This window comes from Synechococcus sp. PCC 6312, from assembly GCF_000316685.1.
Lineage (GTDB): Bacteria > Cyanobacteriota > Cyanobacteriia > Thermosynechococcales > Thermosynechococcaceae > Pseudocalidococcus.
Map to the genome: position 1 here is coordinate 2181395 of NC_019680.1, position 22344 is coordinate 2203738.

A 22344-nucleotide genomic window follows, 5' to 3' on the forward strand; every position below is an offset into this window, starting at 1 on the left:
TTTACCCTGCGCCCGCTTCTCAGGGAGCTTCAGCCTGGAGAATCAAGCCATGTTAGGATGAGGGGATGCTCGATTGGGAAAGCCCGGTGAAAGTCCGGTACTGTGCCGCAACTGTAAAGTCCAAATAACTTGAGACAGCAGGTTATTGGAGTAAGTCAGAATGCCAATCGAGAATAGAACATTCATTTTCATTTAGCCCTCTCTGCGGTTCACGGAGATTAGGTGTCAGATTTGCCCCCATTCACAAACTCTTTATCCCCTGTCTGCCCAGGCCTGTTTTATGGCGTAACGGCGGCTGATGGCTTACTGCTACGGATCCGCATTCCTGGGGGGCAACTGAGGCGTGAACAGGGACGGGGCCTGGTGGCCTTGGCTGAGCACCTGGGAGTGGAAACCTTACAGATTACGAATCGGGCCAATATCCAACTGCGCGGACTCAAGGAGATTCCCAGGCCTGAGGTCTTAGAACGATTACAGGCACTGGGCTTAGCCGCCCAAAATCCGGCTGTAGATGTCTTACGCAATGTCATGGTTAGCCCTTTGGCAGGGTGTGATCCGGCCGAGTTAGTTAATTTTGCCCCTTGGCTACGGGAGTTAGAATTTTTTTGGGCAAATCACCCCGGCCTGGCCCAATTACCCGCCAAGTTTTCCATTGGCCTGGATGGAGGCGGGCTGTGCAGCATTGGTCAGCGTTCTGCAACTGTGGCCGAGCATCGCTATAACGAAATCCAGTTAACCGCCCTAGCCGTTGATCCAGAAATAGCCCCAGGCCTGGAGACCGGGATTTATTTACATTTAATGTTTGGGATTGAGAAAAAATTGATTCCCACAGGTGTGCTAGTCTCTCCTGAGCAAGGCTTGCCGTTAATTAAGTCCCTGATTTGGGCTTACCTTGACTATTGCCAGGCCCCAGATCGTCCCCCCAAAGTCCGTTTACGAGAGATTATGGCTGATTGGGGCTTAGAAACATTCTTAAACCAGGCCCGCCGTTACTTAGACTTTCCCCTCACTCGCCACCCCAAAATTCCCTCCCTTCCCACCCACCCTGGTCAACAACACCTTGGGATTCACCCCCAGGCCGAGCCGGAACAGGTGTATATCGGGATTGGCTTACCCCAAGGGCAACTGACCAAAGATCAATTACGGGGCCTGGTGGGCTTGGCCTCAGAGTTTGGTTCTGGGGATTTGCGCCTCACCCCTTGGCACTCAGTTCTAATCGTTAATACTCCCTCTCTTCAGATTCCAGCCGTGATTGAGCAATTAAGCCAGTTCAATTTATCCCCTTTTCCAGAAAATCCCCAAGGTATTGTCGCCTGTGCTGGCAAACCTGGCTGTGCTGCGGCCCAAACCCCAACTCAAGCGGATGCCCAGGTTCTAGGGGGCTATTTAGAGTCCTTATCCTTAACTACCCCTGTGAATATTCACCTCACCGCCTGCCCTAAGGCCTGCGCCCAACCCAGTCCGGCAGAGATCACCCTTTTGGGCATTGGGCCAGATATTTATCGCCTCTATCTCGGAGATCTTCGGGATGACCAGGCCCCAGTCATGGCCCAACAACCGCTTGCGGAACTCTTGCCCCTGATTGCCGCCACGTTAGGACCAAAATCTGGGCCCGCCCACTCTAGCAGATTATGACCTACGACTATATCCGTGATGGCAGTGAAATTTATCGCCAATCCTTTGCCACAATTCGAGCCGAAGCCAATTTAGCTGGCCTGGATCAGGATTTAGCGACAGTGGTGGTGCGGTTAATCCATGCCTGTGGAATGCCCGATATTGTCAAAGATTTACAGGCATCAGCGGGGGCCGTCAAAACTGGGCGCAAGGCTCTTCAGGAGGGGGCCGTCATTCTCTGTGATGCCCAAATGGTGGCCGGGGGGGTGACGCGCCAACGACTGCCTGCGGATAATTTGGTCTTGTGTACGTTAAATGCCCCGGCAGTCCCAGGCCTGGCGGTGAACATTGGCAATACCCGTTCCGCGGCGGCGATTGAGTTATGGCGACCCCATTTAGCCGGAGCAGTGGTGGCCATTGGGAATGCTCCAACGGCTTTGTTTTATCTATTGGAATTACTGGATCAGGGCCTACCCCCACCTGCCCTAATTTTGGGGTTTCCAGTCGGATTTGTGGGGGCGGCGGAATCTAAACAGGCCTTGGCCACCCATCCCCAGCAAATTCCCTTTATAACGGTGCATGGCCGACGAGGGGGAAGTGCAATGGCCGCCGCCGCAATTAATGCCTTGGCCCAGGAGCAGGAATGATGTGTGCAACAGAAACCAAACTCGGTAAGCTCTATGGTTTGGGCATTGGGCCTGGGGATCCGGAGTTACTCACCCTCAAGGCTCATCGAATCCTCACGACGGTTCCAGTGATTGCCTACCCCTGCATGGAAAATGGCAAAGTTTTGGCCCGGGCCATCGTGGCGGACTATATTCAAGCCAACCAGATTGAAATTCCGATACCGTTACCTTTCAGTGTGGAGCGGTCTTCCCAACCCTATTACGACTCAGCCGCGGCTAAAATTGCCTCTTATCTCCAGGCCGGGCAGGATGTGGCGGTACTCTGTGAAGGGGAACCCATGCTCTATGGCAGTTTTATGTATCTGTTTCAGCGTTTAGCGGGGCAGTTTCCCACAGAAGTTGTACCGGGCATTTCCTCAACCTTGGCCTGTGCCGATATGTTGGGTGTGCCCTTGACGTTTCGCAATGATGTGTTAACCATGATTCCGGCCACCCTAAACATTGCTGATTTACGGGTCAAACTTAGGGGGGTTGATGCGGCGATTATTCTCAAACTGGGGCGGCATTTTGCCAAGGTTTATCATGTTCTAGAGGAATTGGGATTGTTAGAACGGGCCCACTACATTGAATATGCAACCCAACCCACTCAGCAAATTCGGCAGATGAGGGAAATTACGCCAGAAACAGTCCCCTACTGGTCTTTAATTGTTATTCCTAGCCGGGGCCTGGCTCAAAACCCATCATCGTTTTCTAGCCTACCTGATGATCTAGCCCTCAAGCGGTAACGACACACCAAAACAGATCACCATTACTCGTCAGCGTGGGTGTACAGTTGGGATTTGCTACGATTCTAGTACCGTCTTGGTTGAGGGGCTAACTCTCCCGATGTTTCAAAAAATTAGGCAGCTTATTAAGGATTCTGAACATTGGTATCTTTCTACCCCAGAACGGGCCCTCAATGCTTCCTACACTGCTGCCCTCAAAATCAGAGCCATTGAAAATGAGCACTTTGGCGGTCGTCCCATTAGTCGCTTTGCCCTCAGCGATGGGTCAGAAGGAAACTATTTTCAAGCCGAGTTACAAAAACTTCTCAAAACAGTACGGATGCGTCTGACAGAATTTAAGGCCACCCATCGGATATTAGAAATTGATGATGCCTCTACCCCAGCCGTCACACTCCCAGCTAATCTCAGTAATCATCAATCGGTTGGCAACCAAGACAGTGAAGCCGCCGCTACCTATACCATTACCGCCGAGGTCATTAATCCCGGTGAATTGACAATTCCTGCCAAGCTCCGGTTTATTGATGCCACCCTCAACCGCTATAAACGCCTCCATCATTCAGAGCTAGTTGCCCTGGGTAATCCGTCCTTAAGTCATCAAAACCTAGAGCAGAACGGGAACGGAAAGAAAACCAGAAAGCCCACCTCTGCCAGGACAGATCCCGCCAACCTAGAACTGGGATCTTTTTATGAGTCGGGCTACAGTAATGAGGATTTAACCGATGACTCAAAGCTGGATAGTGGTTTTATTCCCCGTTCAATTTTACGAACAGCAGATCGTTTTCGCCGGGAACTCGATCCAGGGGATAACAATGAAGAAGAAATTGTGCGGGACTTTCGGACATCCAAAGCTCGAACAAGGATTGCAATTCGCTTTGTCTTACTTTTAATTATTATTCCTTTACTGACTCAACAGCTTTCAAAAATACTTGTGATTGGGCCAATTGTGAACCACTTTAAGGCAGTGGGAAAAATTGAAATGATCATTAATACCCAAATTCAGGAACGGGTCTTAAATGAATTAGATCAGTTTGAAAATAAAATCCGCTTTCAAAGTCTGATTAGTCAGGTTCCTGTGCCGCCAGCCGAACTCCAAGAGCAGTTACGGGAAAAAGCAATCGAACTTTCTACGGAATATCAAAAGGAACTCATCGAACCTCTGAAAAATATTCTTTCCGATAGCTTGGGAGTTTCGGCGTTTACGTTACTGCTGCTCTTGAATCGGCCTCAAATTGCCATTCTGAAAACCTTTATGGATGAAGTGGTTTATGGATTAAGTGACAGCGCCAAGGCCTTTATTATCATTCTGTTTACGGATGTATTCGTTGGTTTCCACTCACCCCACGGCTGGACTGTCATTGTTAACAATACCCTGGAGCACTTTGGCTTGCCTCAAAACGAGGACTTCATTGATATGTTTATTGCCACGTTCCCAGTGATGTTGGATACGGTTTTTAAGTATTGGATTTTCCGCTATCTGAATCAGATTTCACCTTCAGCCGTGGCAACTTATAAGAATATGAATGAGTAAGTTAATAGCTTTTAAAAATACCTGGATAAGGATAAAAATTGCTGCCAACATAATTAAAATCAAATTCATTGTATCAACCTAGCCATGAACCTTGAATCTTCAGTATTTACTCCCAATAGTTACATCCCCGCCCGCTACACCTGTGATGGAGGCAACCATTCACCCCCATTAATTTGGAAAAATACTCCGGTTGACACAAAGAGCTTTGTAGTTGTTACGGATGATCCTGATGCCCAGGCCGTAATTGGTAAAACGTTTGATCATTGGGTGATTTATGATTTGCCGAAGGATATAACGAGTTTATCCGAAAGCTTACCCCCTAAGGCAGTTCTCCCTGATGGAGGTCATCACGGCCTAACAACGCGTAATCAGTTGGGCTATTTTGGGCCTTGTCCACCGCCAGGAGTCTGCCATAGATATTTTTTTCAGTTATTTGCTGTGGATACCGTATTGGAATTGAGGCCAGGGAAAACAAAAGCCGAAGTGCTTGCGGCAATGACAGGTCATATTTTAGCTAAGGCTGAGTTAATTGGTCTTTATCGCCGTTAATTTGACCTTAATAATCATGGATACTCTCGCTTAAGCGGCTTTGGTCAAAGACTTGTAAACTTGTCTCTAGTCTTTATCCAGAATGCTATGACGATTCAGGTTGTTGCGACTCATCCTTTCTCAGATCAAAAACCAGGTACATCTGGCCTGCGTAAAAAAGTTACTGTCTTTCAAACGCCGCACTACCTTGAAAACTTTATCCAGGCCACTTTTGATACTCTCGAAAGCTGTCAGGGACAAATTCTGGTTGTGGGTGGAGACGGACGATATTTTAACCAGCCAGCGATTCAAATTATTCTGAAAATGGCAGCGGCTAACGGCTTTGCACGGGTTAAGGTGGGGCAAAATGGGATTCTCTCGACTCCGGCAACCTCCTGCATTATTCGCAAATATCGCACCCTTGGCGGCATTATTCTCTCAGCTAGTCACAATCCAGCGGGGCCTGGGGGAGATTTTGGGGTTAAGTTCAATACCAGTAATGGTGGCCCGGCTCCGGAAAAAGTGACCAAGGCAATTTACGAGCGCACCCAGGCCATTGAAACCTACAAAATCCTTGCGGCGGGGGATGTCGATTTAGGACGCTTAGGAGAAACCACCCTCGGAACCATGGTTGTGGAGGTCATTGATTCCGTGACTGACTATGCCCAACTTTTGGAAACGTTGTTTGATTTTGACCGGATTCAGCAGTTCATGGCCAGCGGCTCATTTCGGTTTATTTTTGATGCCATGCACGCCGTCACAGGCCCCTATGGCCGCAGAATTTTTGAAGAGCGTTTAGGTGCGCCCGCCGGAACAGTTCAGGCCGGGTTTCCCTTGGAAGACTTTGGTGGCGGCCATCCTGATCCGAATTTGGTCTATGCCCATGACTTGGTGGCGCAACTGTTCACAGAACATGGGCCGGACTTTGGGGCCGCCTCCGATGGGGATGGGGATCGAAATATGATTCTGGGTCGGAACTTCTTTGTCACCCCCAGCGATAGCCTAGCCATCCTAGCGGCCAATGCCACCCTAGTTCCTGGATACCGACAGGGTTTAGCTGGAATTGCTCGCTCCATGCCCACCAGTCAAGCTCCTGACCGCGTAGCCCAACAATTGGGAATTCCGGCCTTTGAAACCCCCACAGGCTGGAAATTTTTTGGTAATCTCCTCGACTCTGGCCAGGCCACCCTCTGTGGAGAAGAAAGTTTTGGCACGGGATCCAACCATGTTCGGGAAAAAGACGGTCTCTGGGCGGTGTTGTTTTGGTTGAATATCCTCGCGGTAAGGCAAGAGTCCGTGGCCGAGATTGTCACCCAACATTGGCAAACCTATGGCCGTAACTTTTATTCCCGTCATGATTACGAAGGGGTAGCCAGTGATCGGGCGAATGAATTGATGTCTCAACTCCAGGCCAAACTGCCGACCTTAACGGGGAAAACGCTGGGAGCCGGCCGGGTTGCCTATGCCGATGACTTTAGTTATAAAGACCCTGTGGATCAGACGGTCAGTGCCAACCAGGGGATTCGGATTGGCTTTGAAGATGGGAGTCGGATTGTTTTTCGGCTTTCGGGGACAGGGACAGAAGGGGCCACGCTGCGGGTTTATTTAGAGCGCTATGAACCCAATCCCCAACACCATGGCCTGGATGCCCAAATTGCGTTGCAAGATTTAATTGGCCTGGCAGACTCCCTCGCCCAAATCAAACTGCTGACCAGCCGAGACAAACCCACTGTTATTACTTAAGACGCAAGACTTTCGTGGAGAACTTTTTAATTGCAAAGTTACCCCAAACATACTAAAATCCGTCACATTGTTGTGTAAACCACTTTGTTACAATTCAGCGATTCATTCATTACCAAGACAGGGGTAAAAAACTGTGGGAGTGTTTAACAGACTTTCGCGAGATATTGGCATAGATTTAGGAACTGCGAATACCTTGGTTTATGTCTCCGGGCGGGGTGTGGTCTTAGAAGAACCCTCTGTTGTTGCCATTGATCAAATTACCCAACAACCCTTAGCCGTGGGCACAGAAGCCAAACGGATGTTGGGGCGAACTCCCGGAAATGTTGTCGCAGTGCGCCCCTTGCGGGATGGGGTGATTGCTGACTTTGAACGGGCCGAGATCATGCTCAAATACTTTATGCGGCAGGTTCATGGTGGAAAAAATCTCTTTGCGCCGCGGGTCGTGGTCGGGATTCCCAGTGGTGTGACCGGGGTTGAACGCCGTGCCATTGAAGATGCCGCCAGGGGAGCTGGAGCCCGGGAAGTCTATTTAATTGACGAACCTGTTGCCGCCGCCTTCGGGGCTGGATTACCCGTTGAAGAACCCACTGGTAACATGATCGTGGACATTGGCGGGGGAACGACCGAAGTAGCAGTGCTGAGTATGCAGGGCACAGTCCTAAGTGAATCGGTGCGGATTGCTGGGGATGAATTATCAGATTCCATTACTCAATACATGAAGAAAGTCCACAACATGATTGTTGGTGAACGGACTGCCGAGGAAATTAAAATTCGGATTGGCTCGGCCTATCCCAACGACCATTACGACGATGAACTCATGGAAGTGCGAGGGTTACACCAACTCTCTGGCCTACCCCGTACCGTGAGCATCAAAACCCCAGAAATTCGTGAAAGCATGGCAGAACCCTTAACAGGAATTATTGAAGCCATTAAACGCACCCTTGAGCGGACTCCCCCGGAACTGGCTGCCGACATTGTGGATCGGGGAATTATGTTAGCAGGGGGTGGGGCACTCCTTAAGGGCCTGGATACCCTAATTAGTCATGAAACCGGGATTGTTGTTCACGTGGCTCCGGATCCATTGCGCTGTGTGGTGCTGGGCACCGGCCGAGTTTTGGAGAACTTTAAGGAACTAGGGCGGGTCTTTGGCGGCCAAAGTTCAATGTCACACTAGGCGTTTAACCAGGCCAGTCTCATCACCCAAGGTCAGAACATGATGCAGCGTTATCAAGGGCAGGAATAAACCGATGGGGGCAGTTGTTCGGTGGTGGACGCGCTTTAGCAGCCTGTTAATATTAACGGGAGTGACCTTAGGAGTAGCCTGGGTTGTCCGAGAGACCAATGGGGCGGGCATTCGCGAACTTTATCGGGTGGTAACATTACCGATTTATGGCGGTGTCAATAATACGGATCAGTTAATTCAGGCCCGGACGTGGGAACTAGAACAACGCCTAGCCGAAGTCCAAAGCCAAAATGACCAACTCCGGCAACTGTTAAATATCCCCCAAGTTAAACAAAATAAAGCAGTGGTGGCGCGGGTGATTGGTCGTAGTGCGGATCATTGGTGGCAGCAGGTTTTACTCAATCAGGGTAGTCGTGAGGGGCTTGCCCAAGGGGCGGTGGTTTTAGCCAGTGGTGGCGTAGTCGGGCGAATTACCAGCATTACCCCCAATACCAGTCGGATTTTATTATTGACGGATCCCAGCAGTCGGGTTGGGGTGGTCGTGGGTAGAACTCGGCAAATGGGTATTCTCCGGGGACAATTGGGAAATAAGGCGGTCTTAGAATTCTTTGACAAAGATCCGAAGGTGCAGCCCCAAGATGCAGTTTTAACTTCGGAACTCAGTAGTTTATTTCCGGCCGGTTTGCCTGTCGGAGTAATTGAATCAGTAGATCTATCTGATCCGACCCGCCCCCACGCAATTGTGCAATTAGCCGCCCCCGTCGATCGGTTGGAATGGGTACAGGTAATGGTGAATGGACAATCCTCTCAAACAACTCTCACCCCTAGTCCGTAATGGCTTAAATGGGGTTGTGATCGTCACCTCCATTTTTATCTGCGCGGTGGCCGCCCTCTGGCATCACTCGGCCTGGGAAATGACGGGAATTAACCCCGACTGGTTTTTGATTTGGGTGGTGGCTTGGAGTGTCAAGCGGCCGGCCTGGCAGGGGATTGTTGGTGGTGTCGGCCTGGGCCTGATTCAAGATGGGCTGACGGGGCATCAACCAACCCATGCCCTGTCTCTGGGAGTTGTGGGGCTGATTACGGCGCTCCTCCAAAAACAGCGGTATGTTTCTGAAGACTTTATTTCCATTGCCCTGATTACCTTTGCGATGGCGATCATTAGTGCCACGGTCATTGCGGGTCAACTCAGTCTGGAAAATAGCCGTCCTCTGGCTGAGATTTGGCAACAGCATCGTCAGATTGCCCTCGGTTCGGCAATTCTCAGTAGTCTTTGGGCCCCAATTCTCTATGCCCCCCTCAATCTTTGGTGGCAGTGGTTAATTGAGGCGGGAAAGGATTAGATATCCAGGCCTGGCAACCTTAGAGCTCCCTGAGTTGTTGGAGTTGTTCTTGGGCTGGTTGATGATTGGGGTCATGGGTGAGAGTTAATTCAAAAAAAGTCTCAGCCTGATCGATTCGTCCAAGTTTCAGCCAGCAATAGCCCAAACTAAAGGCCGGATGAGCCTTGAGAAAAGCCTGGTCAAAGGGTTCATTGCGATCATAGGTTTGGCGTTGCCCCATCCTTAAACATTGCTCCAAATAGGGGACTGCCCCCAAGTAAAACCCCAAATAGAACACCAACAGGCCAGCTAAATAAATCAAGGGGGCATAGTGGGGAAACCAGCGAATCCCGTTGTGGATTAAGAATTGGGCCTGGTCATAATCTTCAGCTTCGAGGGCATCCCAGGCCAAGACAAACAATAATTGCCTAACAAAACCCGTTTCCTGAGGAATTTCTCCCGAAAGTAGGTTGGGTAAAATCCGCTCATAGGCCGCTTGAAAACATTCTTGGGCCAACTCCAGCTCCCCACAGGCCTTGTAGTGATCCGCAAGGGTAATCAACCACATTAAGCCGATGTTACCCTCTTGCCGCATTGCCTCCAGAATAGGGATGTTGCGGGTTTTCATTTTCTGGATCATCTCAGTCCGGGTTGTACAGCCATGATGGTAGAGGTAAGCTCCTGTTAAATAACCCGTTTGATAAGAACCGGAGTGAGTCAGTTGTTCATGGAGTCGGCCGGCATAGTGAATTCCCCCTTGATTGCGACCAAAACGATTCATCCAGAAGTCGGTCATCGTGGGGCTATTTTCAGCTTGGGGGGCCTCTAAACGCCGAATTGAGTATTGCTGATAGCTCAAATCTGTTTGTTCTCTAAGTTGGGATAACCAGGCCGGGTCGGTAACGATTAATTCCTCATCGGCATCAATGACAAAAATCCATTCCCCCTGGGCTTGTTCTAAAGAAGCATTACGCGCCGCCGCAAAGTCATCACACCAAGTAAAGCTAAAAATCTGGGCCTGGAAGGATTCAGCAATAGCCAGAGTTTCATCCGTTGAGCCGGTATCTACGACAATAATTTCATCCACCCAGGCCTGGGCACTAGCTAAACAGCGGGCTAAGTGGGCGGCCTCATTTTTAACAATCATGCACAGGGATAGGAAGGGTTTCGCCACAGGTTATATCTAACGTAGGAATTGACTCAATTGGGAATATCGGGAGGTAAAAAGCGTTGGGCCGTGCGCTCTCCCAAACGTAACCCAATAATCCCCAGAGCCGCCGAGGTAACCCAATAAAACAAGGCAATCTGCCCATTTTGGTTTTGCCAAAGCAGGAAGGTATCTAACTCATAACTGGAAAATGTTGTGTAGGAACCGAGAAATCCTGTCGTGATCATCACATAGAGATCTGGATGAATCCGAATCGCCTCATTCAGAAAAAAGACCACCACAAACCCCATCACATAGCAGCCAGAGATATTGACAATCAAGGTTCCCCAAGGAAAGCCTAGGCCCCACTGTGATTGGCAGACGGTGACGACCCCATAGCGGGAAACAGCCCCGACAATTGCTCCCAGGCCAATGGCCATTGGTGTTCTCCAGATTGGGTTGCTGAACATTGAGGCCAATGCCATGATGCTTTGAAAAACTGCCCTATTGTAACAAGTTCCGGCCTGGAGACTGCCTTAAAAACGCCTCTAATCCTCCGCTTAAGGCCTGGTATCCAGCTGAATTTAGGGGTAGGAAATCTCGACTAAAAATGAATCCCGGCCTGTTCCATCCGCTGTAAGGCCTCCCCCAACCGCTCGCAGTCTGTAATTAAACTGACCCGAACAAACCCTTCACCTCCTTCGCCAAAAGCATTCCCAGGTGTAACGACAACCCCCGTTTCCTGCAAAAGTTTCAGGGCAAAATCTGTCGAGCTCACCCCCAGGGGACAAGGCACCCAGAGATACATCGTCGCTTGAGTTTTGGGGACAGTCCAGCCCAGTTTTCCCAGGCCAGCAATGAGAAAATCACGCCGGGTTCGATAGCGATCACAAACGGTGGTTAAATACTCATCGGGCAAGTTTAGAGCAGTTTCCGCCGCAGTTTGAAGAACGGCAAATAAGCCATAGTCCAAATTGGTTTTCAGAGTTCGCAGGCCTTGGATAATATGCCGATTACCGACAACAAAGCCAACCCGCCAACCGGCCATATTGTAGGTTTTGGAGAGAGTATGGAATTCAACCCCAATCTCTTTTGCTCCCGGAATTTCTAACAAACTGGTTGGTTGATAGCCATCGAAAGCCAATTCTGCGTAACAAAGATCATGAACGAGGAGGATGTTATACTCCCGCGCAAACTCAACCATATCCACAAAAAATTGCCGGGGAGCCGTGGCCGCGGTTGGGTTACTGGGATAGTTAAAGTAGAAAATCTTGGCCTGGTGGGCAATGTCTTCAGGAATCTGATTCAGGTCAATCAGCCAATTATTTTCTGGTTTGAGAAGTAGCGGATAAATATTTGCTCCTGCAATGGCGGGGCCGCGAAAATGGGCCGGATAGGCCGGACTGGGGACGAGAACTACATCTCCTGGATTTACATAGGCCAAGGCTAAGTGGGTCAGGCCTTCCTTAGAACCCAGTAAGGGTAAGGCTTCCCCATCGGGATCCAGTTCTACTTGATAGCGGCGGTGATACCACTGAGTAATGGCTTTGCGGAAATTGGCGGTGCCTTCAAAGGGGGGATACCCATGATGGCTGGGGACTTGAAAGGCTTGAATTGCCGCATCAATGACGGGTTGTGGGGGCATGCCATCGGGATTCCCCATGCCTAAATCAATTAGGTCCAGGCCCTGCTCTCTCGCCCGCGCTTTCAACTCATCCAAACGGGCAAAAACATAGGGGGGTAAAGAACCGAGGCGGTCGGCTGGCTTAATCCAATCCAGGCCCATCTTAGGTAATCCCTTCCGTACAGTTGGGACGAGCCATCGCAGTTGTTTCGGCAGTGGTGGAGATCATCGCAGCCATTAGTTCAGCCGGGGTCACAGTAAAGGGAAGGTGGTGAATATCAGACGTGGGCAAGCAGGTCTGGGTTGCCGCGGTTTCCAGTTCTCGCAACGAAATATCCCCCAGGCCCAAATCAGATAGGGTAGTGGGCAAACCAATCTCCCGGTAAAAACTGAGGAGTTGTTGGCGAGAGGATGCAGCTAAGTGACTACCTTGGATCAGTTCTTCCAAACGTAACTGGACTAAAATCCCATAGGCCACTTTTTCACCGTGAAGACTTTTTTTCGTTAAGGTCAAGTGGGTTAAACCATTATGAACCGCATGGGCCGCCACCGTCCGACATTGCGCCCCTCCCAGGCCCCCAATCATTCCCGCCATCAACACCGTGGCATCTACCACTTCCTGCCAGGCCGGGCCGCCAATTTCCGTCAGAGCTTCTGGAGATTTTTGGAGCAGCAGATCTCGGAGCACCCGGGCCTGTTGAACTGCGGCAATAATCAGAGTTTGCTGGGAATGACCACTACTGATCGAGGCTTCATACCATTTGGCCAAGGCATCCCCAATTCCGGCAATTAAGGTGCGTTTTGGGGCTGTGGCGATGAGTTGATAATCCAACAACAACAGGTTTGGGCAAGTGGTTAAGCCGACATCGTATTGAAAGGCCCCCGCCGCGTTATAAACATTGGATAGGGCTGTCCAGGCCGCGCAGGTTGCTCCTGAGGTGGGAATAGTCATAATCGGTAACTTGGCCCGCTGGGCGACTAACTTAGCTGTATCCAGTGCTTTGCCCCCACCAACCCCAATAATCACATTCCCACTGTGGGCCGTCAGTTCTGTTTCAAGGATGGCTAAGGTGGCTTCACTACAATCTTGCACCGGAGACCCCCAGGCCAGGAGGAGTTGGCTTTTTTTCAGATGGCTTAAATGGGGACGAATGGCAGCTTGGGCCTGTTGACCACCAATAATCAAGGGCTTGTGGCCATAATTGGCAATTAGTTCCGGGGCCTGGGCTAAAATTCCCCATCCACGCTGAACTTGGGCCGGAGCAATGGTCAGGGTTGGCAGTAAATCAGAGGTCGTGAGGGGCTTCATAGACAAAGGACAAGGAAACAACCCACCGCAGCCAACTGTAATTCCTAGGCTAAGTCAATGGCTAATCGTGGTGATCTCCTATCTTAACCTTGATTCACGGTCATTTCCGGGCCTGGTTGTGACTCAGTCACCTGGCCAAAGATAAAAATCACCGGCCATATTTCCCCCTAGGATAGTGGAGCAAGTCCTCTGCAAGCCGCCCATGTCTTTTCAGCCGCAACCCCAGTCCCCATCCCCGCGCTATGCCCAAATTTATGCCCTTGTCTGCCAAATTCCCGCCGGACAAGTCGCCACCTATGGCCAAATTGCCCAACTCTTAGGACTACCCAACCAGGCCCGGCAAGTGGGATATGCATTGTTTCGGGTCGCCCCAGACTCTGAAATTCCCTGGCATCGGGTTGTTAACGCCCAAGGGGAAATTTCCTATGCTCCCCAACGTCAAGGGAATGATGACCTCCAACGCTGGCGATTAGAGACTGAGGGGATTATCTTTGATGGAGCCGACCGAATTAACCTGAAAAAATATGGTTGGCCAGGCCCGCCTCTCCCCCCGTCATCCCAGATGGAATTGCCCAAGGCTTAATTTGTTCTAAAACTCAGACTATTAAACTTAAGACTGACTCTAACTCAACCCAATTAACTAGCCCCAACCCCCAATAGATACCTATGGCCCAAGACCCAGGCGCAGAGCTGCAAAAACGCTACCAGCAAGGGGAACGTAACTTTGTTGGGATTAATTTGGTAGGTGCAAATCTTCAAGGGGCTGTCCTAGTGGGCATCAATCTCCAGGCCGCAAATCTAGCCCAGGCCAACCTGGAAAATTGTGATCTCCGAGATGCCAATTTAGAACGGGCCAATCTTGACCAGACTAGTCTTGGGAATACCTGTCTGATTGGGGCCAACTTAACGGATGCCTATTTAGAAACTATCCACCGCCATGGTTCCCCTCAAGCCGCCACCCAAACCCGCCCCGTCAGTCCCCCACCCCAGCCCCTAAATCGCTCTCCAGGCCCAGAACTCGCCACACCCACAATCGCCTTCAATGCTGCCCAACTGATTGCCGCCTATACCCAAGGAGAGCGAGACTTTCGCGGGCTTGACCTGACTGGAATTGACTGCCAGGCCCAGGAACTCAACCAGGCCAACTTTCAAGGTAGTAGCCTCAGTCAGGCCAATTTCCGCTTAACGGACTTACAGGGAGCGAATTTTGAAGATGCCAATCTCCAGGGAGCCAATCTGTCCATGGCGGATATTCACTCCTGTAACTTCTGTGGAGCCGACTTGACCCAGGCCAACCTGAGTGGAGCCGATCGCCGCAATGCCCGTTATGATGAGCGGACTAAATTCCCGGCCGGGTTCAATCCAGAGATTGTCGGGATGGTCAAGGTGTCATAAATTATCTTCTATAAACTCCAGCTAGATTTCTAAGGCAGGAAATACAGCCGCCTCGGTACTGATGAACTATGATCGGTATCTAAACGCACACTTTCCCCGACTGCATTGCCTGACGTTGACTGAGTTTTGAGCGCATCTAGAACCCATCCCAGATCGGTCAGACTCTCAGAGAGAGTGGCTGTGCTTATCGTTGCTTTATAAGGTGTCCCTTTTATGCCCGAACGATTTTCCTGGATATTACCAAATCAATTAGCAGTTGGTTCTGTTCCCAATGCCAGTGCATCCACATTCTACTTACGCCGAGTTGGGATTACAGCGGTTTTAACCTTGACAGAAGCCACGGAAATTGAGCTACCGAAAGACTTGAGCAGTAATTTCCTTTGGCAGCGCGTGCCGATTCCCGATGGGTTTAAAGGGGGAGTACCGGAAGTTGAACAGTTTGCCCAGGCCATGGCGATTCTTCAACAGTGGTTCAAAAAGCAACATACGGTCTATGTCCATTGTTTAGCAGGGGTGGGTCGCTCGGCCTCAGTTTGTGCGTTGTACCTGACTCAGAGTCAGAATCTGCCCCTTGAGGCGGCCATTGCTGAAGTTAAACGCTGTCACAGTTATGCCCATCCCGATCACCATCAAGTTCGGGTGATGCAAGCCTACCTCCAGGCCCAGCAAGTTAATTCCTAAAGACGCTACCAACGGTTAGGCTGGAAACTGTGTGCGTTAGGTTGACCCGTTTATGATTGCCTCTCCTCCCCTCCAGGCCTACCGTTGGCAAACCTATCAATGCGTCTATCAGCATTACCCGGCCCAAAGTGGTGTTGACCCGGCCCCGTTAGTCTTAATTCATCCCATTGGAGTCGGCTTATCGCGGCGGTTTTGGGGGCGATTTTGCCAGGCCTGGTTTGAGATGGGGGGGACGGCGGCCATTTACAACCCAGATTTACTCGGCTGTGGGGATGGTGATTTACCCCATGTGGCCTTTTATCCAGAGGATTGGGCGGATCAGTTGGGGCAGTTTTTTGAGGTGATTGTTAAACGGCCGGCGGTGCTAGTTGTCCAAGGCGCATTGATGCCAGTGGCGGCAGAGTTTGCAGTCAAATATCCCCAGTGGGTGCAAGGGATGGTTTGGAGTGGCCCCCCGGCCTGGAGTTTAATCAGTGAAACCAAGGACACCTGGCCGCAGCAAGCCAGTTGGAACCTGTTTGATTCACCGCTGGGGTGGGGATTTTATCTCTATGCCCGTAGCGAAGCCTTTTTACGAGATTTTTCGATCAAGCAACTGTTTGCGCATCCCCAAGATGTGGATCAGGAATGGTTGGACCTCTTAGCCCAAGGGTGTCAGTCCTTAGAAACCCGTCATGCCGTCTATTCTTTCTTATCGGGGTTTTGGCGGAAAGATTATCAGCCGCTCCTGTCTCAAATTCAGGCCCCGATCTTGATTGTTATGGGCGATCAGGCTTCGAGTATTAGTCGCGAGGCCCGCAATCGTCCCGCCACTAACCAGATGACCCCCTATCTGGAAACTCTGCCCCAGGCCCAGGGAGTGGAGATAGCCGGACGGAATGTTTTACCCTACGAATCTACGGCGGCCTTCACCCTAGCTGTCAAAAATTTTTTGGAGGTGGGCAATTCTCCTTAACTTCGTTTTTGTGGTGATCTTGTCAAGTCCAGATTCTCTTGGTATGAATAGATTTGACTCGAATTATTAATATTGAGGATTCCTAAGCTCTATGAAAACGACTGTCAAACTCTTAGCCTTGGCTTTACTCCTAGGTCTTTCCAGTACCGCTTTGGTTGCCTGTGGTGGTGGTGAACCTGCTCCTACTGAATCTCCCGCTAGCCCTAGCCCCAGCCCTAGCTGACGGAGTAGCCTTCGGCTTGCCATTATTGAACTGAGTTAAATTTGTTTTTCTAATAAGTAGCGGTATCGTGGTTCGAGGTTTAAGGACTGAGAGGCGGTATCGCTCTTCCCGTTTAATGACCAATATTCCATTAAGGTTTGCCCCAGGGCCCAGGCCTGCGCAGCGAGAGTGCCTTCATCTAACAACAGCAACGGCCAAATTTGGGCCAAGTTAAAGTTATGGATGGTGCGGGTATCCCCTAAAAGGCTAAACAACTCAAAAGCCATTTGCACTTTACCAAGAATCACTGGAGATTTTTCCAAGGGAAGTTTTTCAGCTAAAACCCAAGCCGCGGCGGGAGAACCGGTTAAAAAGGTGGAGATAAATTGCAGCAACGGGCCTTTGAGTAAACTGGTGACCCCTTGGGCTGACCCCATAACCAGGGCATAGCGATCAATAATTTGGCGCGCTGCCGTCACCCGTAAATCCCGATTTTTTAAACATCGTCCCAGTCGCGCCTGTTTGGCCGGATCAATCAGTCCTAAGAGGGTTTCAATCAGTTCCATATCACCCCAGGCCTGGCGGTCGCGACTCGGATCAGCCATCACCATTGGGAGTAAATGGGTCGTACAGGCCTGGAAATGGTCGCGGCGGTAACTCAGGGCCTCCCGCATCGCCAATTCTTTAGGACGCTGGCCATGTTGCCAATCATAGGGGGGCTGCCATTCCCGGATCGGGCGCAGTTTATCCACTTGACTGACGAGAATCACAATTGGCATTTCTGGGGTGGCCGCTTTGACCCGTCCCAAAAACTCCAGATCCATCTGCAAGGCAGGGTCGAGCACAGGAGTAACCAAAATCAGGGCATCGGTCTTTTGGAGAGCGTTCACCACCTGAGCCTGGTAATCAGGACGATTAATTTGCTCGTAGCCAGGACTGTCCCAAAGAATCAGATCCTCACCTTGGGGATTTTGCCAGTGATAACTACTTAACTCAGCGGTATTTGGCAAAACATTGGTCTGGGTTTGGGGCGTGGTGAAGAGGGTGTTAATCAGGCTACTTTTTCCGGCTCCGGTGCGGCCAGCAATTAAGAGGTTCAGGGGGGCCGCTGCGAGTTGGTTCAGATCACTGGCCTGGGTGAGAATGTCCGCCAGGGTTTCGGTTTGGGGAGTTTTTACCGTTAGGATCGGGTCGGGCAGGCTTGGCAGGGTGGTCTTACTCCCGTAGAGGGCCATCGCTCGAATTCCCAAAGCTCGGAGGGTTTGCTCCCGTAATAGTTGCCCCAGGTTGGCTAAGAGTTCCTGATTAGCTTTGGTTTGACTGCCTTGGGTCGCGACTTTTGTCACCGCCACGGCCGGATTCGTGATCCACTGCACCCAGTTCCAGGCCTGGAGTCCCCACCGCGCCGCCGGAGCCAGTTTTTCATAGATTTCATAGGCTTGAATGGCTTGCCCAACCGTAACTCGATTTAGAACCGGCCCCAAGGTCATCATCCAACGATCCACATCCTCCACGGTGTCGCGCATCAACCGATAGGCCTGGGGAACGTAGATATGGAGCAAAGGCCGCTTGACAGTCGGGTTATAGACCAAAGCCACTTCTGTCAGTAAGGCCTGCATCCGTTGCCAAAACAGGGGCCAGTTATCCCAAGGGGGCGGATCATTGCGGGCGGTCTGGAGCAGAGATTGAATCCGGGCCTGGGCCTGTTGATCTTGTGCAGAGGTGGCAGGGGTTGAACGCAGGACCTGGGGAGAGAAATCAGTCGTGAGCAGTTCTGTTTCCGCCGATGGAGCTAACCAACGCAAAAGGAGTAACCGCCAGGCCAGGAGCATGACAATCACCACTGCCCACAGCCAATCCAGACCCCAGGTATGAATTTGGATCATCGCCGCAGTCGTCACCAGGCCCCCCACCGCCACTATCGGTAAGGCCAACACGCCAATCTGCCAGCTTTGGAGTTTGATCATGGTCTGCTTTGGGAAAACTCTCATTTACTCTAGCCAAGTCTCCCCAACCCTGAGCAAGATGAGTCCCCCAGGTTAGAACTCCAGATTTCCAGTCCAGAACTCCATCATTTGACCTCAAAGCTAGAATCACCAAGCTCAGAACTCCATCATTTGACCTCAAAGCTAGAATCACCAAGCTCAGAACTCCATCATTTGACCTCAAAGCTAGAATCACCAAGCTCAGAACTCCATCATTTGACCTCAAAGCTAGAATCACCAAGCTCAAAGCTCCATCATTTGACCTCAAAGCTAGAATCACCACGCTTAAAGCTCCATCAAGCCTCTTCATGAGAGACAGAGCATCCCAGCGACAGGAAATTTGAAAAAAATATGTTTAAGTCAGGAACTTTGATGATCATGGTTCGTCAATGCTATGGTTCTCAGAGTAAAACCTCAAAAAAATTCTGACTGCATTCCCCTGGCATCTAAACAGACAGATGTTATGTTGATGATCTTGTGAAAAATTGGGTTGATTTTGATCACTAATCACTGCGCATAGAGTTTTTCTATATCGCTACCTTTGGCATGGAATTCAATTATGAGTAATGTTCTCTATACTGTTACGGAAACTTGGCAAAATGGATTCAATGGAAAATTAGCTGTCGGGAGTCCAACCCAAACCTTAAAAGGCTGGACTGTGACATTTGATGCCTCCTTTACTATCACCAACATCTGGAATGCAGAAATTGTCAGTCGCCAAGGCAGCCGCTACACAATTCGTTTTGCTGAGTGGAATCAAACCATTGCCCCAGGCCAAGTTGTCAATGTCGGATTCACCGCTAACTATACCGGGACAACTCCGCCACCTGTGACTAATCTCAACCTGACGACCACAACCACCCCCGCCCCTGCACCGCTACCAACTCTCAGTATCAATGACTTATCCATTGGGGAAGATAAGGGAAATGCAGTTTTTACCGTGACTCTCTCCCAGGCCAGCACGACCCCAGTTACAGTCAGTTTTGCTACTACCAACGGAACAGCGATTGCGAGTCAAGACTATACCAGTCGCACCGGAACCCTCACCTTCAATCCGGGGGAACGTTCCAAAACCATTAGTGTTCCAATTTTGAATGATACCCTTGTCGAGAACAACGAAACCTTTACAGTCCGCCTCAGTAATGCTCAACAGGCCACGATTGCGAAAACCACAGGCACAGCCACAATCACCGATAATGATGTGCCCCCATCGCCGCCCTTACCAACCCTGAGTATCAATGATGTTTCAGTTGGTGAAGATCGGGGAAATGGGGTGTTTACAGTCAGTCTTTCTCAGGCTAGCACAACCCCCGTTACCGTTAGTTTTGCCACTGCCAATGGAACCGCCACCGCCGGACAAGACTACACCAGCCGCACCGGAACCCTCACCTTCAATCCGGGAGAACGTTCCAAAACCATTAGTGTTCCAATTTTGAACGACACCCTTGTCGAGAACAACGAAACCTTTACAGTCCGCCTCAGTAATTCTCAACAGGCTACGATTGCGAAAACCACGGGTACAGCCACAATTATTGATAACGATATTGCCCCTCCACCGCTACCTAATCAAGCCGTGACGTTTAATATTGTTAGTGATTGGAATTCGGGCTTTACGGGTAACTTCAACATCACCAATCGGGCGACCCAAACCGTCAATGGCTGGACATTAAAATTTGATGCCCCATTCACGATCACGAACATTTGGAATGCTGAAATTGTTAGCCGTCAGGGCAATACCTATACGATTAAAAATGCCAGCTTTAATGGCACCCTAAACCCCAACCAAACCATTTCCTTTGGCTTCAATGGCAACAATCCGAACAATGTCACCACGCCCCCCAGCAATTTGGTCTTTAATGGTAACTCGATCCAACCCCCGCCTTCACTGCCCACTCTCACGGTCAACGATCTGACGGTTACGGAAGGCCTCAATGCCAATGCTGTTTTTACGGTTAACCTCTCCCAGGCCAGCAGTAACAGCATCACCGTCAACTATGGCACCCAATCCGGAACTGCCACCGCCGGTCAAGACTTTACCAACCGCACCGGAACCCTCACCTTTGCCCCTGGGGAAACCAGCAAAACCATTGCAATTCCGATTATTGATGACACGCTCCAGGAATATCCGGAAACCTTTAGCCTAGTTCTCAGCAGCCCCACCCAGGCCACCCTAGCCAAAGCCACCGGAACCGGAACCATTATTAGCAATGAAGTCCCGGCAGCAAAATTCAATTATGGGGAAGCCCTGCAAAAATCCTTTCTGTTCTATGAAGCCAACCGCTCTGGAGCCTTACCTCCCACAAATCGGATTGATTGGCGCGGCAATTCAGCCTTGAACGATGGCCAAGATGTCGGCCGGGATTTAACGGGTGGCTATTACGATGCCGGGGATCATGGGAAATTTGGCTTACCGATGGCGGCCTCGATGACCATGCTGGCCTGGGGCGGGTTGGAATATACCCCGGCCTACACCCGAAGCGGCCAACTGGATGAACTCCTCAGCACGATCAAATGGGGCACAGATTATATTCTCAAGGCCCACGAAACCGACAGCCAAGGGACGAAAGCCTTTTGGGGCCAGGTGGGCCGACCATCTTTAGACCATGCCTATTGGGGTGCGCCGGAAAATATGACCATGGCCCGGCCTGCCTTTAAGATTGATCGCCAAAATCCCGGATCCGATCTCGCTGGGGAATCCGCTGCTACCTTGGCCGCCGCGTCGATGTTGTTTAAGGCTTCTAATCCCCAATACGCGAATTTATTGCTGCAAAATGCGATTCAACTCTATAACTTTGCTGATCAATACCGGGGTAAATATTCCGACAGCATTCCCGAAATTCAAAACTACTACAACTCTTGGAGCGGCTTTAATGATGAACTGGCCTGGGGGGCAACTTGGCTCTATAAGGCAACGGGGAATACCTCCTACTTAACCAAGGCGGAATCCCTCTACAACGGCATTGGTCGCGGCTGGACGCAAAACTGGGACGATAAATCCTACGGTGTGGGGGTGTTGCTGGCCCAAGAAACGGGTAAGAGTCGCTACAAAACCGATGTGGAAAATTGGCTGGATTATTGGTCAGATCGCAGCGGCAACGGGATTTCCTATACCTCTGGGGGCCTGGCCTGGTTGACTCAATGGGGGTCGAATCGCTATGCGGCCAATACGGCGATGCTGGCGGGCATTTATGCGGATACCGTCAATGACAAAAATGGCCGCTACGCCAACTTAGCTAAGAGCCAAATTGATTATCTCCTCGGTGACAACCCCCGCAACTTTAGCTACATGGTCGGCTTTGGGACAAATTACGCCCTGAATCCCCATCATCGCGGCGCATCAGGAGTGACTAACATTAATGATCCTCTCCCCAATCGCCATATTCTCTACGGTGCTCTTGTGGGTGGCCCGACCTCTGCCAATGATTTTGCCTATCAAGATCAGCGGAATGACTATGTGGCTAATGAGGTGGCCTTAGACTACAACGCGGGTTTAACAGGTGCTCTGGCGCGGATGTATCAACAGTTTGGCGGCAATCCCTTAACGGATGGTCAACTCAATAGCTTGCCAGGGATTACCATTCCGAATGTCGGGGGGGTTTGAGCCTCTTTTGACTGAGAAAATGGCGTGACTCAGGCTGGCCTGGACAAGTCATAAAACCCTTGATTCGCTTATTTTGGCTGGTTCTATTTGTCTTAACAGAGTAACCCTAAGAAACT

The 22344-nt window shown here is 50.5% G+C and carries 20 protein-coding genes and 1 riboswitch; of the genes, 15 read left to right on the forward strand and 5 right to left on the reverse strand.

What is annotated here, in order from left to right; translation table 11 throughout:
* Positions 1-38: 38 nt before the first annotated feature.
* Positions 39-187: riboswitch (cobalamin riboswitch) on the forward strand.
* Between the two features lie 44 nt (positions 188-231).
* The 9 genes from cobG to mreD all read left to right on the forward strand — a co-directional run bounded on the left by cobG (position 232) and on the right by mreD (position 9350).
* The gene (gene cobG / locus SYN6312_RS10680; RefSeq protein ID WP_041430826.1) at positions 232-1635 is read left to right on the forward strand and encodes a precorrin-3B synthase; all 1404 of its coding nucleotides are present in this window, start codon (positions 232-234) and stop codon (positions 1633-1635) included.
* Complete coding sequence (locus SYN6312_RS10685; protein WP_015124890.1) at positions 1632-2261, forward strand: precorrin-8X methylmutase; 630 nt, start codon at positions 1632-1634, stop codon at positions 2259-2261. The genes cobG and SYN6312_RS10685 overlap by 4 nt, the downstream gene beginning before the upstream one ends.
* Complete coding sequence (cobI, locus tag SYN6312_RS10690; protein ID WP_015124891.1) at positions 2258-3025, forward strand: precorrin-2 C(20)-methyltransferase; 768 nt, start codon at positions 2258-2260, stop codon at positions 3023-3025. The genes SYN6312_RS10685 and cobI overlap by 4 nt, the downstream gene beginning before the upstream one ends.
* 100 nt (positions 3026-3125) lie before the next feature.
* Positions 3126-4553, forward strand: coding sequence for a proton extrusion protein PcxA (gene pxcA / locus SYN6312_RS10695; protein WP_015124892.1), 1428 nt, complete (start codon positions 3126-3128; stop codon positions 4551-4553).
* 84 nt (positions 4554-4637) lie between these two features.
* Positions 4638-5102 (forward strand): YbhB/YbcL family Raf kinase inhibitor-like protein, encoded by a 465-nt coding sequence (locus SYN6312_RS10700; protein WP_015124894.1) that lies wholly within the window; start codon positions 4638-4640, stop codon positions 5100-5102.
* An 87-nt stretch (positions 5103-5189) separates the two neighbouring features.
* Positions 5190-6824, forward strand: coding sequence for an alpha-D-glucose phosphate-specific phosphoglucomutase (locus tag SYN6312_RS10705; protein WP_015124895.1), 1635 nt, complete (start codon positions 5190-5192; stop codon positions 6822-6824).
* A gap of 133 nt (positions 6825-6957) precedes the next feature.
* Positions 6958-7998 carry a rod shape-determining protein gene (locus tag SYN6312_RS10710; RefSeq protein WP_015124896.1) on the forward strand — a complete coding sequence of 347 codons (1041 nt, stop codon included), beginning with the start codon at positions 6958-6960 and terminating at the stop codon, positions 7996-7998.
* A gap of 73 nt (positions 7999-8071) precedes the next feature.
* Positions 8072-8842 carry a rod shape-determining protein MreC gene (gene mreC / locus SYN6312_RS10715; protein ID WP_015124897.1) on the forward strand — a complete coding sequence of 257 codons (771 nt, stop codon included), beginning with the start codon at positions 8072-8074 and terminating at the stop codon, positions 8840-8842.
* On the forward strand, positions 8802-9350 hold the full coding sequence (gene mreD, locus SYN6312_RS10720) for a rod shape-determining protein MreD (protein WP_015124898.1): 549 nt from the start codon (positions 8802-8804) through the stop codon (positions 9348-9350). The genes mreC and mreD overlap by 41 nt, the downstream gene beginning before the upstream one ends.
* A gap of 19 nt (positions 9351-9369) precedes the next feature.
* Here the strand turns inward: mreD and SYN6312_RS18340 are convergent, their stop codons facing one another.
* The 4 genes from SYN6312_RS18340 to SYN6312_RS10740 all read right to left on the reverse strand — a co-directional run bounded on the left by SYN6312_RS18340 (position 9370) and on the right by SYN6312_RS10740 (position 13409).
* On the reverse strand, positions 9370-10503 hold the full coding sequence (locus SYN6312_RS18340) for a glycosyltransferase (protein ID WP_071880533.1): 1134 nt from the start codon (positions 10501-10503) through the stop codon (positions 9370-9372).
* A 26-nt stretch (positions 10504-10529) separates the two neighbouring features.
* Positions 10530-10916 (reverse strand): fluoride efflux transporter CrcB, encoded by a 387-nt coding sequence (crcB, locus tag SYN6312_RS10730; RefSeq protein WP_216594143.1) that lies wholly within the window; start codon positions 10914-10916, stop codon positions 10530-10532.
* Between the two features lie 164 nt (positions 10917-11080).
* Positions 11081-12262 carry an aspartate aminotransferase gene (locus tag SYN6312_RS10735; protein ID WP_015124901.1) on the reverse strand — a complete coding sequence of 394 codons (1182 nt, stop codon included), beginning with the start codon at positions 12260-12262 and terminating at the stop codon, positions 11081-11083.
* 1 nt (position 12263) lies between these two features.
* Positions 12264-13409, reverse strand: coding sequence for an iron-containing alcohol dehydrogenase family protein (locus SYN6312_RS10740; protein ID WP_015124902.1), 1146 nt, complete (start codon positions 13407-13409; stop codon positions 12264-12266).
* Positions 13410-13611: 202 nt separating this feature from the next.
* On the opposite strand from SYN6312_RS10740, the gene SYN6312_RS10745 reads away from it, so the two are divergent.
* The 5 genes from SYN6312_RS10745 (at position 13612) to SYN6312_RS20760 (ending at position 16663) form a co-directional block, all read left to right on the forward strand.
* Positions 13612-13992, forward strand: a complete 381-nt coding sequence (locus tag SYN6312_RS10745) for an MGMT family protein (protein WP_015124903.1) — start codon at positions 13612-13614, stop codon at positions 13990-13992.
* Positions 13993-14075: 83 nt separating this feature from the next.
* Entirely contained in the window at positions 14076-14804 is a 729-nt protein-coding gene (locus SYN6312_RS10750) for a pentapeptide repeat-containing protein (protein ID WP_015124904.1), read from the forward strand.
* A 213-nt stretch (positions 14805-15017) separates the two neighbouring features.
* The gene (locus SYN6312_RS10755; protein ID WP_015124905.1) at positions 15018-15485 is read left to right on the forward strand and encodes a dual specificity protein phosphatase family protein; all 468 of its coding nucleotides are present in this window, start codon (positions 15018-15020) and stop codon (positions 15483-15485) included.
* Between the two features lie 52 nt (positions 15486-15537).
* On the forward strand, positions 15538-16440 hold the full coding sequence (locus SYN6312_RS10760) for an alpha/beta fold hydrolase (protein ID WP_015124906.1): 903 nt from the start codon (positions 15538-15540) through the stop codon (positions 16438-16440).
* Between the two features lie 91 nt (positions 16441-16531).
* On the forward strand, positions 16532-16663 hold the full coding sequence (locus SYN6312_RS20760; protein ID WP_015124907.1) for a hypothetical protein: 132 nt from the start codon (positions 16532-16534) through the stop codon (positions 16661-16663).
* 35 nt (positions 16664-16698) lie between these two features.
* Here SYN6312_RS20760 and SYN6312_RS10765 read toward each other — a convergent pair whose 3' ends face one another.
* Positions 16699-18633 carry a GTPase family protein gene (locus tag SYN6312_RS10765; RefSeq protein WP_253276338.1) on the reverse strand — a complete coding sequence of 645 codons (1935 nt, stop codon included), beginning with the start codon at positions 18631-18633 and terminating at the stop codon, positions 16699-16701.
* Between the two features lie 553 nt (positions 18634-19186).
* Here SYN6312_RS10765 and SYN6312_RS19380 point away from each other — a divergent pair.
* Complete coding sequence (locus tag SYN6312_RS19380; RefSeq protein WP_015124909.1) at positions 19187-22228, forward strand: glycoside hydrolase family 9 protein; 3042 nt, start codon at positions 19187-19189, stop codon at positions 22226-22228.
* Positions 22229-22344 lie beyond the last annotated feature (116 nt).